Source organism: Pedobacter sp. HMWF019 (genome assembly GCF_003061025.1).
Lineage (GTDB): Bacteria > Bacteroidota > Bacteroidia > Sphingobacteriales > Sphingobacteriaceae > Pedobacter.
Genome location: NZ_QAIL01000481.1, coordinates 9,752 through 26,033, shown reverse-complemented (window position 1 = coordinate 26,033; position 16,282 = coordinate 9,752). Strand labels below are relative to the sequence as shown.

General features: G+C 39.4%; 12 protein-coding genes. 3 read left to right on the top strand and 9 right to left on the bottom strand.

The features are described 5' to 3' along the window. From DBR11_RS25010 to DBR11_RS25000, 3 genes are all read right to left on the bottom strand, one after another. On the bottom strand, positions 1–1,209 hold a 1,209-nt coding region (locus DBR11_RS25010; RefSeq protein WP_199233954.1), incomplete at its 3' end, for a parallel beta-helix domain-containing protein. Between the two features lie 25 nt (positions 1,210–1,234). Continuing rightward, positions 1,235–3,985: a TonB-dependent receptor gene (locus DBR11_RS25005; protein WP_108555304.1), complete on the bottom strand. Its 2,751-nt coding sequence runs from the start codon at positions 3,983–3,985 to the stop codon at positions 1,235–1,237. A 95-nt stretch (positions 3,986–4,080) separates the two neighbouring features. Continuing rightward, a complete protein-coding gene (locus DBR11_RS25000) occupies positions 4,081–4,959 on the bottom strand; it encodes a LytTR family DNA-binding domain-containing protein (RefSeq protein ID WP_108555303.1) in 879 nt (292 codons plus the stop codon). Between the two features lie 109 nt (positions 4,960–5,068). Between DBR11_RS25000 and DBR11_RS24995 the strand changes: the two genes are divergently transcribed. After that, positions 5,069–6,469, top strand: coding sequence for an aldehyde dehydrogenase family protein (locus DBR11_RS24995; RefSeq protein ID WP_108555302.1), 1,401 nt, complete (start codon positions 5,069–5,071; stop codon positions 6,467–6,469). A gap of 98 nt (positions 6,470–6,567) precedes the next feature. On the opposite strand, the gene DBR11_RS24990 is transcribed toward DBR11_RS24995, so the two are convergent. From DBR11_RS24990 to DBR11_RS24970, 5 genes are all read right to left on the bottom strand, one after another. Beyond that, positions 6,568–7,287 carry a hypothetical protein gene (locus DBR11_RS24990; protein ID WP_108555301.1) on the bottom strand — a complete coding sequence of 240 codons (720 nt, stop codon included), beginning with the start codon at positions 7,285–7,287 and terminating at the stop codon, positions 6,568–6,570. 175 nt (positions 7,288–7,462) lie between these two features. Further along, on the bottom strand, positions 7,463–8,824 hold the full coding sequence (locus DBR11_RS24985; RefSeq protein ID WP_108555300.1) for an alpha-L-fucosidase: 1,362 nt from the start codon (positions 8,822–8,824) through the stop codon (positions 7,463–7,465). 119 nt (positions 8,825–8,943) lie between these two features. Continuing rightward, positions 8,944–11,043: a copper-translocating P-type ATPase gene (locus DBR11_RS24980; protein ID WP_233260900.1), complete on the bottom strand. Its 2,100-nt coding sequence runs from the start codon at positions 11,041–11,043 to the stop codon at positions 8,944–8,946. 83 nt (positions 11,044–11,126) lie between these two features. Beyond that, complete coding sequence (locus DBR11_RS24975; RefSeq protein WP_369974454.1) at positions 11,127–13,319, bottom strand: multicopper oxidase family protein; 2,193 nt, start codon at positions 13,317–13,319, stop codon at positions 11,127–11,129. A 76-nt stretch (positions 13,320–13,395) separates the two neighbouring features. Beyond that, on the bottom strand, positions 13,396–13,884 hold the full coding sequence (locus DBR11_RS24970) for a DUF3347 domain-containing protein (protein WP_108555299.1): 489 nt from the start codon (positions 13,882–13,884) through the stop codon (positions 13,396–13,398). 137 nt (positions 13,885–14,021) lie between these two features. Here DBR11_RS24970 and DBR11_RS24965 point away from each other — a divergent pair, with 137 nt between their 5' ends. After that, positions 14,022–15,083 carry a PCMD domain-containing protein gene (locus DBR11_RS24965; protein WP_108555298.1) on the top strand — a complete coding sequence of 354 codons (1,062 nt, stop codon included), beginning with the start codon at positions 14,022–14,024 and terminating at the stop codon, positions 15,081–15,083. An 8-nt stretch (positions 15,084–15,091) separates the two neighbouring features. Then, entirely contained in the window at positions 15,092–15,847 is a 756-nt protein-coding gene (locus DBR11_RS24960; protein WP_108555297.1) for an outer membrane beta-barrel protein, read from the top strand. A 46-nt stretch (positions 15,848–15,893) separates the two neighbouring features. Here the strand turns inward: DBR11_RS24960 and DBR11_RS24955 are convergent. After that, a partial coding sequence (locus tag DBR11_RS24955; protein WP_233260898.1) for an SRPBCC family protein occupies positions 15,894–16,282 on the bottom strand: 389 nt, incomplete at its 5' end.

Here is a 16,282-nt window from a genome sequence, read left to right as displayed (position 1 = left end):
AACAAACACATTATCACCGGCTTGATCGATACAAATCGAATCTGGATTTAAAGTCTTCCCCCCAGTCAGAATATTACTGGAAATACCATCATACATAATAAAAGGAATACGTTTGTTTTTCCGCCTTGGCTCAAGCCGGTCTAATTGCTGCTCAACCGCCACAAGTATTTTACCAATACGGTGTTCGTATACAGGTTTAGGAAAAACAGGCCCCATGGTAATGGTGTTGTTATGAATATGTATGTTCTTAGAGATTGGGTAATAGTTCGGATTCATTTTTTTTCCCGCCTCACTATCAACTGCAAAACCCGAAGCAATCATAATGGCCGAAGCATTATTATTGAGGATTCTATTTTCGTAAATCTCAACATCAGATGCAGCCAAAACGATAATCCCCGAGCCAGGAGAAGCATTCCCTACCCCCCAGGTTGTCCCGAAGCTACCTGATTTCGCAAAATTTCTGAAGTTATTATCATGAATATAATTGTTGTAAGCTTTTACATGGCCACCTCTTTTGGAAAGATCCGGCAAATCAAAAACCAGAAATCCTGCCGTATTATTGTAAAATTCGTTCTCATACACTTGCGCATGAGAAGTATTTTCGATCTCACAGCCAGCAACATTCTTAGCCGCTTTGCACTTTCTTACAATAGCACTATCCGTTTGTCCCACATAAATTCCTGCATCAGAAGAGCCTTCCGTGTAGCAATTTTCAATCAATACATTTTTACACATCACCGGATAAATCGCATATCCCCCACTGGTAGAATCAGCCTTACTCCATACCGCATGCAGATGAGTGATGGTTACGTCGCGGCTTTTGTTAATTTTTAATAAATCCCCCTTAGAATCCCGAATCGTCATTCCTTCTATCCTAAAGTCCTTTACATCCGTTACCCTGATCGCTTCTCCCCCCTGGCTTTGCTGGGTAAAGTCCAGTATCGTTTTATCATGTCCCTCACCTAATATCTTAATGTGGTTTACCTGGGCAATGCTCAAGTTATCAAATTTATAAAGACCCTGCTTTAAAGTAATGGATGTACTGTCCTTTATGGCCAAAAATGCATCTACAATTTTAGCTTCTTCTCCCGGTTTAAAACTAAGATTGATCTTATAGTCATCTTGGTGATCGGTTGAACGCGTACAAGAGAGCTGTAAGACAGAACTAAAGAGGAAAAAACATACGGTAATTTGGACTAATCGTTTCATAGTTGAGATTTATCATTAACAATTATTAAAGAACATTGTAGGCGTAAGTCAAATAGTAAACAGCCCCAATGTTTGGATTTGCAATACCAGTAGAGTAGTATTTATTGGTCAGATTTGTGCCGCCCAGCTTGAAAGAAGAATGCGCTTTGATCAATTTGTAACTTACCTGCGCATCAATTACTGCAGAAGAAGGCACCTGCCCTTGGGCTAAACCTCCCGAAACCACGTAGAAATAGCCCGGTTTGTAACGCATAGCCGTTCCGAAAGACCAAACTTGTTTTTTACCAAAACCAGTATTTCCAAATTCTAAATTCACATGGTAATGAGGGGTATTGAAATTATTGATCTGACTGTTGTTCTTATTTTTCAAATAATCCGAGTAATAATTAACCTTAGCCAAAAAATTATGAGACAAATCAACACTTAAACTTGCTGCATAACCGTATGTATTGACCGTTTCACCACCATTAAAAGCAATATTATACTGCACATAGGTACTGTGATCTTTAAAAGCACTTACATCATCTGTACCAGGCGTATTGGCAACATTTGCATAGCCAATGAAATTTTTCCATGTGGAAAAATAACCCAATACATCAAACAAAAACCTGTCGGCAATCAAGGCAGAATAGCCCAGTTCAAAAGCATTTACAGACTGCGGTTTGATGTCACTGTATTCGAATTTTTTTAATAAAGATGCATCTCCTGATTGCTGGTAAGCAGTTACGCTTTCCAGGGTATAAGGCGCATATTGATCAAAATGGTACGTACCATTCAATAAATAAGAAGACCCACCCGAAGAATAACTGTTATAACCGCTAAGGGTATTCTGCAGTGCCTGAATATTAGAAGGAAAACTATAAGCATTCTGATAAGAAAACCGGAGATAATTCTCCTTCGCCAATTCATATACAGCCGAAGCCCTTGAGGTTACTTTAGGTGAGGAGAACAGGGTGTTCTTATCATACCTGAAGGATGTACTTAAACTTAATTTGTCTTCAGCCAGTTTCTTACTCAGTTGTACATAAGCGCTGTATTCCTTTACATTAATTGGCTGATCTTTATCTGGAAAAAGCGTGTTTTTACTATCCAAACGATAAAGACGCCAGTTCACTCCGGCTATTACACTCATAAACTTAACAAGTTCTGAAAAATTATACTGAGCTTCCGCATTGTACAATTTACTCCGATCTAAAAACAAAGTTCCTCCTTCAGAAATAGGTGTATTCGTAATTTTGTCTTTCAGCGCATTAAACTCCGGAGTTCCAAGCTCTACACGCCCTTGGTCTGCAAATGCTCTCGCGGCGAGGTTGGCATTTTGTAAAGAGGCACCGCTGGCAAGTGAATTAAGTAAAGTCGAAGTATATTCCGGATACCAACCGCCAGTATTGCCATCATAACTGGTTTTCCAGGCCTCATTAATATATTGAGCTGTGGGTCCGGAAATAATGGTATTTCCAGAGTTTTCCTGTGTATTATAAGCGCGAACAAACCATTTATCGCTTTTAAGTTCCACCCTGTACTGTGCAGCCTTAAAATTCTTAAGCTGGTAACGTGTATCATTGGTATAAACAATATTTCCTGTGCCAAAAGTACCAGACATAATGGCTTCCAGCTTTGGATTAATCTTATACCGAAATTCAGCATTGGCCTTGAACATCCTGGCTGTATTATCCAGATATCCGTATTCAGGATAGCCTGTACGCGCCACATAATTAGGTTTTGCCAATAAAGGATTAATAATTGGAGCCAGTTCCGGATTACTGGCCAGAGCCCCTTGCAAAAAGGGATTGATATCTACAGAAGTCGCACTTCCATAATAATTTACGCCATTATAGTTGGGATCGGTGAACCTCGTACCAGGTCCATTTTTATTAGTCGTATCAGTGGCCACCCAATCTTTAGCCAGTGTATATTGCGCATTGATCTTAAAGGCCATTTTTTCGTTGATCTTCTTTGCGTACCGAATCGTCCAGTCATAATAAGGAGAGGCACCCTGAGGATCATTGCTGCTGCTGTTCTTAATATGGTTTACCCCCTGGGTAACCAACACACTTAAACCCTGATATTTAAACGGGTTCTTACCCGTCATGACCATAGTACCGTTTAAGCCCCTGGAGCCATAAAGTGCAGACGAAGCTCCAGAAAGTACTTCTATATTATCCACATCCAACTCTGTCAAACTAATCGCAGAACCCAATGGAAAATTAAGTCCAGGTGCCTGGTTATCCATTCCATCTACAATCTGTGTAAAATTGGTATTTCCACTGGTATTAAAGCCCCTAGTGGTTACACTGGTAAACCCAATACTGGATACCGTCACATCAACTCCCTTTAAACCTTGTAACATATCCATATAGCTCAACTGGGCAGAATTGGTAATGTCTTTACTACTGATTTGCTCAATCGTAACAGGAGAGGATAGTTTTTTCTGGACCACCCTGCTTGCCGACACCACCACTTCCTGCCCCAATATAGAAGTAGGCTTAAGAATAATTTCAATTGGGCTCGTAAAACGCTGAACAATGACCTTTTGAGTTTCAAAACCGATAGAAGAAATAATGAGCGTAAGCGGTAGACTCTTCTTTACCATTAACTGAAATTTTCCACGATCATCAGAATAGGTGCCTTCATTTGAATTTTCTACATGAATGGACACCGCGTAAACCGGTTCCAACGTTGCCTCATTTTTTAGTGTTCCCCTAATGGTTTGCGCCTGCAGACTTGCCATCATAAAAACAGGAAATAGCAAAAAGCATAATATCTTCTTTTTCATGCCCGATAGGTTTTAGTTAATTTGGTTAGTGCAATATAAATCGCATTAAACTCAATACTATCGTTTAAAACCTATTTTGGGGTGAAATACCGCAATTATGGGGTGAATAGAAAACTCTTAAATTGATTTTGATAAGAGGCCGATACAGGAACCTGGAAATCTGGAACAACATTAAATTGCAGCAAATAACCTTTGGCCGTTTTTCGAGAAGATGAAACATGTTTTATGTTGACCGCATAAGAACGGTGAACCCTCACAAATCCTAGATGGCCGCATTTTTCTTCTATTTTCTTCAACGTTGTCCGGACCAGTTCTTTTTTAACCACACCACCAAGCAGGTAGTAGATTTCGACGTAATTATCTTCTGATTTAAAAAATAACAAATGATCTGCACACAGCGTAAATACAACTTTTCCATTTTCATCTTCAATAGGCAAATTATCCAAATGAATTTTTGATTCGTTCATTTTGGAAAGAACACAAGCCAGTTGATGTTTATGCGACGCAAATAAAACGAGCAGAGAAATGATATAAGGAATAATTGCGATAAGCAAAGTATATTTAAACGTATCAAGATAATAACCTATGGTTAGATCGGGATGGTTATTGAACTGCCAGTCCACTGCAAGAACAACTGCAGATAAAATCATCATCTCACCAATCCCCCATAGAACATACTGTACACAAGTCAACATTTCCAGGTGAAACCATTTTCTTAAGCCAAATTGAGTAAGTGCAAGGGTTGCTGCGCCAAGGACCGAAAAAACACTTATAATCTCAAAAAAAGATAAATTAGTTACACTATACCATTTATTGATATTAAAAGGAATAAAGATATAAGTGAAAGAAAGGCTAAAAACAAAAATGATCAGGATAAAGATATTTTTGTCTCTTGTAGTATTCAGCAAGGAAAAACGGCTTGCCAGCGCCATTTTAATTATCGGACTCACCTTAAAAGTTGTAATTCCTTGCATGAGGTTAAATTAAGAATTAGATACCCTTAATTTAATCATTTTTCAGATAATGGCTAATATTCTTTCAAAGAATTTGATAACTTACCATAAACTAATCATTCTAAGAATAATGATAGATTCCATTACCGAAGTTTTTGAGCTCCAGCAAAAAAACAAATACGCACTTAGATACAGTACTGCCCGGCAAAGAATCAATAAGTTGCAGGCATTAAAATCAGCCATCCAGATGTTTGAAGAAGAAATCTATACTTCTTTGCAGACAGATTTACGAAAAAGCAGGTTCGAATCTGCTGTTACGGAGCTCATTTTCATCTACAGTGAAATAGATTTCGCTATTAAGAAACTCAAAAAATGGATGAGACCGGCATATGCAGGCAAAAGTATTGCGAGTTTATTTGCTAAAAACAGAATCTATTATGAACCAAAAGGCGTTTGCCTGATCATCTCTCCGTGGAATTATCCATTTCAGCTCATGATGAGCCCCTTACTTTCTGCAATAGCAGCAGGCAATTGTGCAATTTTAAAACCATCTGAATTCAGTCCTGCTACCAGCGCAATCATTACAAAAATCATTGAAAAAGCTTTTGGCAAAGATGAAGTAGCTTGTTTCGAAGGTGATCAACAGGTTTCTGAAACACTGCTCAAACTCCCTTTTGATCATATTTTCTTTACCGGAAGTACCGCCGTAGGAAAGGTGGTAATGAAGGCAGCAGCAGAAAACCTCAGTTCAGTAACACTGGAACTAGGCGGAAAATCACCCGTGGTGGTTGACGAAACTGCAAAAATCAAAAATGCAGCAACAAAAATCGCCTGGGGCAAACTGATCAATGCCGGACAAACCTGCATCGCACCCGACCATGTGTTTGTACACAGATCTAAACTAGATGAGTTTATAACACACTATAAGTCTGCAGCCACCGCTATGTTTTTCAAAGAAAACGGACAGAGCGATGAATTATCCTATGCGAAGATCATCAACAGAAGACATGCAGACCGTTTAATGGAGCTAATCAATGATGCGGTAGGCAAAGGCGCAAATGTCGCCTGGGGAGGAGAAGCCGTTTTAGCCGAACTCACCATTCAACCTACCCTCCTTTGCAACCTGGCTGATGACAGCAAAATTATGGGAGAAGAGATTTTTGGCCCCATACTTCCTGTTATCCCTTACGACACCTTGGAGGTTCCGATGGATAGGATCAACAAAAAAAACAAACCACTAGCCCTCTACATTTTTAGCGAAAGCAAGGCCAATATCAAACGTTTATTAACCGGCACCAGTTCTGGTGGTGCATGTATTAATGACGTCTTAATTCATATTTCGAATCCCAATTTACCCTTTGGCGGTGTAAACGGAAGTGGAGTTGGCAGTTGTCATGGAATTTTTGGCTTCAAAACATTTTCCCATGAGAGAGCTGTTGTCTTTCAATCTTCCATAAATATGTCTGAAATCATTTACCCGCCTTACACAAAGAAAGGATGGGTATTGAAAATACTGACTAAATTTATGTAAGAATAATAAAACACCTGATGAGCCCCTGCATATGCTTCAATAGTAAGGGACCCAAAAGGTATTGCAATCATTAAATCCAATCGAACCAGATTTACTGGTTATTTCCTGGTATAGTTGGAATATTCTGTACTGGTTTGCACATTTACCGCCTGCCCAATAAACTTAGCCTGGATATTAACATCTTCGGTTGCAGAGAAATAACGTTTCGCCTGAGCATTCCAATTGTATTTTAAAGTTCCTTCAAACTTATCAGCACTAAGGATCTTAATTTTAACAGGCTTCTCATTGATGATTTGCGACTGTTCCAGCCTTTTAGTTCTGAGATTGACGCTGAGATATGATTTGCAATCTTTCATAAAAGAAGCATCTTTAGGGATAGAATTGGGATCCATTTTGAAACTGATCACCAGGTAACCTGAGTTTTCTTTCTCAATTTTATAGCTCGAATCATCAGGCAGAGGCGTCTCTGATTTAGCCTGATTTTTTCTAAAGGAATTAATGTCTCCCTTAGATGGCGTTTTCCCATCTACAGAAACCACAGTCCATTGTTCTTCCTTTGGACCCGATGGATCAAATCTCGCCACAGTAATATTTTGTTTACCAGTGGTTGTAACAGTTTGTTTAAAGTCAAAAGCGTAGTCATCTGGTCGCTTAAGATTATCCGGATTGAGTATACCGGCGTCAATGCCATGTTTGGAAAAAGCATCCAATACGGCCGATTTTTGGGCAGAAGCAGTGAACGTAGATGTTAGCAACAGACAAAAAGCCAATAGCATCTTCGGACCGAAATTCAATTTTATTACGTTTGTGTTTTTCATTATTCTTTTGTTGTTAATTACTTTGATGGCACAAAATTATTAGCAACTAAACTTTTTAATGAGCTTTCTTTAGCGAAACAGCAAAAATGTCCGTTGAATTGTCAATCGAGGGCATCGAATTGATCTACGTTCTGTGCTTGCCTCTGGTAAAACAAAGGCAAGCACAGGGAACAATCTATTTCAAACTTAATTCTACTACAGGAATTTCATAAGGAGGTTTTGATTTTGGAAGATTTAAAATCAACCCATTCCCATCAGACTTAAACAAAATTTCTGAGTCGTCATTCAGGAATTGCGCATAGCTGATTTTACCGTTATAGTTAGGTAAAGTTATTTTCCCGTCGGTCGGATAATCAAAAAGGTGCAGATACAATTTCTTCTTAGACGGATTATAAGTAACCCGTACATTCAATTCTGCTGGTAAATTGTATTCATCAGGAGGAAAAGTACAATCGTATATCGCTTGGTTATTGGCATGCATCCAATAGCCCAGGCTATCCAGCGCCTTGTTAGCCCGATAATCAAATTCGCCGCGGGCAGTTGGCCCAACATTTAAAATAAGATTTCCACCATTTGCTACTGAAGTGGTCAGCAGATCGAGCAGCTGATGCTGGCTTTTCCAGGTATTTTCATCTCTGAAGTAGCCCCATGAGCCTGAAAAGGTTTGGCAGGTTTCCCAATATTTACCTTTATATTTCAGAAGTTCTGCAGGCTTCACCTGTTCTGGTGTTACAAAATCATAACCATCACTATAATCCTTCAAATCTGCCCTATCGTCCAGGATAATATTGGGTTGTAGTTTTCTTATCGTCTTCACAAGATCAACAGAACCCCAATCCTGATGCCCTTTACCAAATTTTCCGGGATAAGAAAAATCAAGCCAAAGGATATCAATTTTTCCATAATTGGTCAGTAGCTCTGTAATTTGATTTTTAAGATAAGCTCTGTAACGGGCCATGTCCTTCCCTTTATTTAACCGTGCATAAGCCACTTCTTTACTGGCCTCATTTCCATCTACCCTAAGCGGATGAGTATCATCAATTGTAAAATCAGGGTGGTGCCAGTCTATTAAAGAATAGTAAAATCCAATTTTAATTCCTTCAGCACGAAAAGCCTCAACAAACTCTTTCACTAAATCACGTTTAGCCTGCGTCTTGGTAGACTTATAATCCGTATACTTTGAATCAAACAGACAAAAACCTTCGTGATGTTTGGTTGTAAGTACGGCATATTTCATACCGGCAGCCTTCGCTTTTTTGGCCCATTCCTTCGGATTAAATTCATTAGGATTGAAGTTATCGAAGTATTTTTGATACTGATCATTCGTAATTCTTTCATAGTTTCTCACCCACTCGTGCCTTGCTGGCAATGAATACAATCCCCAATGGATAAACATCCCAAAACGGGCATCTGTCCACCACTGCATGCGATGGGATTTTTGTGCCGGCGTTTCTCCCAACAATGATTTTGTTTGAGAAAAAACAGGAAATGAGAAAGCAAAAATGCAGAGAAACAAGGCCGTTCTTAAATTTTTCATAAAAGTGTTTGGTATAGAATAAAACACGATTAAGATACCAAAGCTATACATAGCCAGGACACCCCATTCTTACAATTCATTCAGTCATCTTGGCATCCCGAAAACTCCAGCCTAAAGACTTAATCAATCCTGGCTCTTCTAAGTCTTAAAGAATTCAGAATCACAGATACCGAACTAAAACTCATCGCTAACGCCGCTAACATCGGAGACAACAAAATTCCAAAAAACGGATACAAAAGACCTGCTGCAACAGGTATCCCCAAAACATTATATCCAAGAGCGAAGAATAAATTCCCCCTTATATTTCCCATTACCTTATGGCTCAGCAACCTTGCTTTTGCAATCCCATTTAAATCATCTTTTACCAAGGTGATGCCCGCACTTTCTATAGCAACATCTGTTCCTGTACCCATAGCAATACCAATATCTGCCTGCGATAAAGCCGGAGCATCATTAATACCGTCACCCGCCATAGCTACTTTTTTACCTGCAGCCTGTAGTTTTTTAATTTCATTCAACTTGTCCTGTGGAAGCATTTGAGCTTTGAAACCATTCAGGTTCAATGTTTCGCTTACCGACCTTGCAGTATCCTCATTGTCGCCAGTAAACATCATTACCTCTAAACCTTCCTCCTGAAGCTTTTTGATGGCACTTGCACTGGACGCTTTGATTTTATCAGAAATAACCACAAAGCCTACAACCTTACCTCCAACAGCCACATAAGAAACTGTTTTACCTTGCTTTTGAGCAGGTTTCACCTGTTCTTCTAATTCAGCATCAATTTTAGCTTTAATTTGCTCCATTAATTTCTGGTTGCCTAAAGCAAGTTGTTCCTCTTTTAAAGTACCCGTTACCCCCTTACCAGTTACCGCTTCAAAATTTAAAACCGGTTGATTTTTTACTTTATTTTCTTCCCCATAACGTAAGGTTGCCTGCGCCAATGGATGCTCACTACTGCTATTTAACGATACTATTCTTTCCAGGATCTTCCTTTCATCAAAATCCGGATCAACACTAACCACCTTTTCAACCGAAGGTTTCCCTTCTGTAACGGTTCCCGTTTTATCAATAATGACTACATCAATCGCATTCATTTTTTCCAGAGATTCTGCATTCTTGATCAACACACCAGACTGCGCACCTTTACCAACCCCTACCATTACAGACATTGGCGTGGCAAGACCAAGCGCACAAGGGCAAGCAATGATCAACACAGCAATCGCGTTTACAAAGGCATATACATAAGCTGGTTCAGGACCATAAATTGCCCAAACTATAAATGTTACTATCGCGATCAATACCACAACAGGTACAAAATACCCCGAAATCTTATCGGCCATTTTTTGAATAGGAGCTTTAGAGCGGCTGGCAGAATTAACCATTTCAATGATCTGAGAAAGCAATGTTTCAGAACCAACCTTTTCGGCAAGCATAATAAAGGTTTTATTGCCATTAATGGTACCTGAACTTATTTTGTCACCAGGCTTTTTCTCCACCGGAACCGGTTCACCAGAAATCATAGATTCATCTATCACGGCTTCACCTGTTTTGATGCTCCCGTCTACCGGTATCTTTTCTCCAGGCTTTACCCGCAACATATCCCCTTTTTGAATATCATCGATAGAAACCACTGTTTCTTTATCCCCCTCAACCTTTATCGCTGTATTTGGAGCTAACTTTAATAGCTCTTTAATTGCGCTATTGGTTTTACCATGTGCCCTGGCTTCCAGAAGTTGTCCAAGCAGAACCAATGTCAGGATCACAGTTGCAGCCTCAAAATAGACATATACCGTACCGTGATGGGTTTTAAACTGATCGGGGAATACACTCGGAAAAAGAAGCGCCACAAGACTAAAAAGCCATGCTACGCCTGCACCAATGCCAATCAAAGTAAACATATTTAATTTCCAGGTGATGATCGATTGCCATGCACGTTGAAAGAACATCCAGGTTGCATAAAAAACCACAGGAATAGAAAATGCAAACTGAACCCAGTTCCAATACCTTAGCTCCATCAAATTAAACATAGGATTATTAGGAATCATTTCCGTCATCGCTATGATAAAAATGGGAATAGTAAAAACACTTGCAATCTTAAATTTACGCAATAAAGTCTCATAGGTTTTATCCTCTGCTTCTAAATCAACGCCCATGGGTACCAGGTCCATCCCACAGATGGGGCATGCACCTGGCTTATCCCTGATGATTTCAGGATGCATAGGACATATAAATTGCCCATGATGTCCAGCATGATTCATTTTTGCGTGATCGGTGTGATGCATATGCTCCATAATGTGATAAATTAATAAGTTAATGTCAACCCGGCCCCATAGCCCATATCGCTATCATAATGGGTGGATAAAGAAATATATTTAGTCGTAATGTATCTGAAACCAGCCATGTATTCTTTGTCTGTATTGACCATAAACTGGAAACGTAATCTTTTAGAAACAGGAATATCTTCTCTCATCAATTGAAACCTCACATTTCCCTTGTGGTCTATAGAAGCATCTGCCACAATCAGCATAGGCAAAGTATATTGTAAGCCCAAATGAAATACCTGCCTGAAGTTTTTGGTATTATTCTGGCCAAAAATATTGTTGCCCGGAGCCAGGGATTGTCCAAAAATATTCTTATCCATTGGATCGATAGTTCTTTTTCGAAAATCCCAGCCAATATAAGGGAACAGCCATTGGTTTCTCCCAATGTATCTACCAAAATGACTTTCGCTTTCATAACCCATTTCTTTATCAAAACCAATTCTCCATTCGGTTGTGAAACGATAGCGGGTATTGGCCAACATAACCTCTCCATCACTGCCATTGGTTTCAATGCCGATTCTTGCCATCGGATGAAACATCCTGTCATCCGCTTTAAGCATTTTGTAAGCATGTTCCGGATGTGGTAATTCAGGATTCGGGGGAGAATTCTCATAACTGAATACCCTGCCCATTCCACTCATCATATGATATAAAATATGGCAATGGAAAAACCAGTCTCCTCCAGCTTCAGAAGCTTTAAATTCAATAGTATCCCTTTCCATTGGCATAATATCAATAACGTTTTTCATAGGCGCATACTCGCCTTGTCCGTTCAACACCCTAAAATCATGGCCATGCAAGTGTATAGGATGGCGCATCATACTGTTATTGAATAAGATGATCCGAACATTTTCTCCTTTTTTGATCAGTATTTTATCGCTTTCAGAAAGCGTTTTGTTGTTCATGCTCCACACATAACGGTTCATATTACCAGTAAGATCAAACTTCAGTTCTTTCCATGGCCCTTTTGTCAAGGTTGTTTTCTTCGGATCACGAAGCATTCCATAGTTCAAAGTAACCAGGTCCGCAGATTCAGAGTACATCACATTGTTCATATCCATCACCTGATTTCCCATTTCCATCCCTTCCATCTCTACCATATTCCCCTTCATGTTCATCATGTCGTTCATCATTTTCATCCCGGCAAAGTATTTTAGCTTGGGTAATTTCTGAGCAGGTACTTTTTCACCATTACCAAGCCACATCGATGCAGACTTAGTCCGGTCCTCAGGTGTAACCAGAAACTCATAGCTTTTATTTTCAGGGATTGTTACAACCACATCATATGTCTCAGATGCGGCTATAATTAGCCTGTCTACCTCTACCGGTTCCACATCGTTTCCATCGGTCGCTACAACGGTTATTTTACCGCCAGAATAGCTCAGCCAGAAATAATCAGATGCACCACCGTTAGCAATACGAAGCCTTACTTTATCTCCAGCTTTAAATTGTGGTTGTTCATTTTGGTTTTTTCCATTGATCAGAAAGGCATCGTAATACACATCACTTACATCCATGGCATTCATGCGCTTCCATTCATCGGTTACCTTAGTTTTGAAATGACCAGTTCTGATCGCCTCTGCATAACTTTGGGTGGTTCCTTTTTGAATGGCAAACCAGTCATTTGCGTTCTTCAAACTTCGCTCCACTTCTTCAGGCTTCATATTCGTCCATTCGCTAATAATTAGCGGTATCGTTGGAATGTTCCATTCTTCTCTCTTATTTATAATGAATGCCCCATACATGCCAATCTGCTCCTGCAAGCCGCTATGGCTATGGTACCAGTGTGTACCATGCTGAACTATGGGAAATTTATAAACATAGGTAGAATGCGGTTTAATAGGCATTTGCGTCAAAAAAGGAACCCCATCCATACTGTTCGGCAGAAAAAGTCCATGCCAGTGCAAAGAGGTTTCTTCATTCAACCTGTTGTGCACATAGATCAATGCGGTATCACCCTCAGTAAAAGTTAGTGTTGGCATTGGAATCTGCCCATTTACCGCAATGGCCCGTTTCGATTTCCCCCCATAGGTCACGGTCGTATCTGCAACATACAGATCATAACGAACCGTACGAGGCAATTGGCGATCAGCAAAAATCTTCATTCCTTTCATATCCTGAGCAGAAGCTGCATAAAAGAAGATCAAAAAGAAGACCGTCAATATATTTTTCATCATGATCTTGATTAAGAGAATGATTTAATTGTATAGCCCCCCTAAAAAGAGCAAGCTATATAACTAACAAACAGGATTACTTTAAAGTTTCCTTTATTGCGCCGCAGGTTAACATCTGTTTACCGAAATAAGGATTCTTGATTGCCGCATTGTCAGAAAGCCAATAACTCTTTTTCATTGGGCAATAATCATAATAGACCGGCTCTTTAGTCAGCTTTACCGCTTTAGCCAATTTAAAAAGATTAGCCGAAAAATTGGCGAAGTGTTCCCTTTGGTGCGCAATGTCTTTCGTTTCTGAGATATGTCTGGCATCAAATGCAAGTTTATCCTGAAGTCCCATGAAGACTGTCATTTCTGCCTGTGGTATCGACTTCATATCTATACCCGCCAATACCTTAGAAAATTCACTTGCTTTTGATGCTGCAATAGCTGCATCAGAATTCACCAAAGCATTTTTGATATCGTAGTAAGAAGTCAATAACGATTGAGTTTGGCTACTTTGAGCAAAGCCAGGTTTACCCCATACAGTTGCAATTAAAGCAACTATTAAAAATATCTGTTTCATGATATAATAAAGTTAGTTTAAAGATGCAGAGATGCATTTACATAATTCCGTGATTTTTTTACATATAAACACGAATAAGCTATATTTGATACCATCACCCCATCATACGATCTTTAATCCAAAACAAAAGGTTCATAATGAGACTACCGATTTTACTTTTCGCACTGATATTACTACTCGGATCTTGTATCAAAGATGCACCTGCAAATCCAGAAGCAGATATAGAATCCTTTGATGTTAATCCAAATATGCTTACCGGGCAAACATTTATCGATCAGGCCAATCGTAAAATTTTGCTTTACCTCACTAACGAAGCCTATAAAGATGGCATTACACCAAGTATATCTTTATCAAAACATGCAACAGTAACCCCAGCATCCGGCCAAAAGATCACTTTTAATGATAACAAAGAAATAACGTATACCGTTACGGCAGAGCAAAGTTCGAATAAAAAGACGTACACAGTCCAGGTAGTCAATGTAGGCGACTGGCATTTTGAATTTGAAAAATGGCTGCAAAACAGTGTAGACAAATACGAATATCCGGTTGAAGATAATTTAACTTCAATATGGACATCGGGCAATGCAGGTGTTGCGCTGTCGGGTGTACCTAAAGAAGTCCTGGCCTATCCTACCCGATCTACAACAGACGGCTATTTAGGAACAAAGGCCGCTGAAATGGTTACAATTAAAGGAACTGCCTTGTCTTCCATTGTAGGCATTTATCTATATGCAGGTTCCTTATTTATTGGAAATTTCAACTCTGCAGTTGTACTAACTGAACCTTTGGCGGCAACAGAATTTGGCGCCCCATATGTCGGATTACCAGATAGATTTACCGGTTATTACAAATATACACCTGGACCAGCCTACCAGGACGAACACAAAAATATTATTCCTGATAAAATAGATGAATGCGCTATTTATGCAGTTTTATTTGAAGGTCCTGAACGTTTAAATGGCACAAACATAAACACTTCCGACCGTATTATAGCCACCGCTAAGTTAAACGACGCATCTGCAAAAGCAGATTTCACCAAATTTGATATTCCCTTCACCTATAAAGCCGGACGAACACCTGCTACAAACAAAAACCTTATGCTGGCCATCGTCGCGTCTTCAAGTAAAGATGGTGATCATTACAAAGGTGCCATAGGCAGCCGGCTTGTAGTAGACCATTTAGCTGTTATCCCAAAATAGAACGACTTATGCATAAATACCTACTCTTGGCAACTATACTGCTGGGTTTAACGACAGTAACGTTAGCACAAGAAAACAATGGAGAAGATAAAAACCAAAAATTTGACCACACGTTCTATATTGGTTATAATATCGGTGGCCTGGCTCCTGTATCTTTCCCAAATACCATCAGAAAGATTAATAGTTATTCTCCTGGCCCCTCTCCAAGTTTTGGCTATGAGTTAAATTATAAGCTTCAAAAAAAATGGGGAATAGGAGTTGGTATCAGGGCAGATTGGAAAAGTATGAATGTACAAGATAGCGTGCAATACTTTCATACACTGGTATCAGTAGATGGTTCTTCTATTGAAGGGGATTTTAGCGGCACTAACACCACAAAAGTTAGAAATGTATACTTAACGGTCCCGATACAAGCCACTTACTTTTCCAGTAACAATTGGAGATTAAAACTGGGCTTCTATTTAGCGCATCTGATCAATCCATCATTCTATGGCTCCGTTTCCAATGGATACCTGCGCAAAGCGAATTCTTTAGGAGAAAAGATCATTATTGACAATGCTGATTTTAACTTTAATGACAACCAGAGAACTTTTGATTTTGGTATAACTGCAGGCGCAGAAAAGTTAGTTTATAAAACTTTTGCAGTAAAAGCAGATTTGCAATGGGGCCTCAACCCCGTGTTTCCCAAATCTTTCAATGGCATCTCCTTTAACATGTATAATATTTTCGGGACTCTGGGCATAGCCTATCACTTTGACAAATAGATAAAGATATTGGATGGCAAAAACATCCAATATCTTATTTATTCAATCAAGCATCCGGTATCTCAGGTTCAACCAGCTTAGCCAACTTCTCCAGCGATTCCTGCCAGCCCAAATAGCACATTTCTGCAGGTATAACCGAAGGAATGTTTTCCTGCGTGATTTTTATTTCTGTACCTACTATGGTTTTCCGAAGCCAAACAGACGTAATCATTTCTCCAGGAAGATTAGGGTCATCAAATTTATCGGTGTATTTCAGAAACTCATTGGGCGTCAATTCAAGATATTGTCCCCCGAATGAATGACCATGACCGGTTGAAAAATTTTGAAAAGACATTCTAAAAGAACCACCTTTCTCTACGTTCATTTCATGAACGGCACAAAGAAAACCATAAGGAGGTAGCCATGAGGCAATTGCCAGGGCTTCAGTAAATGCGC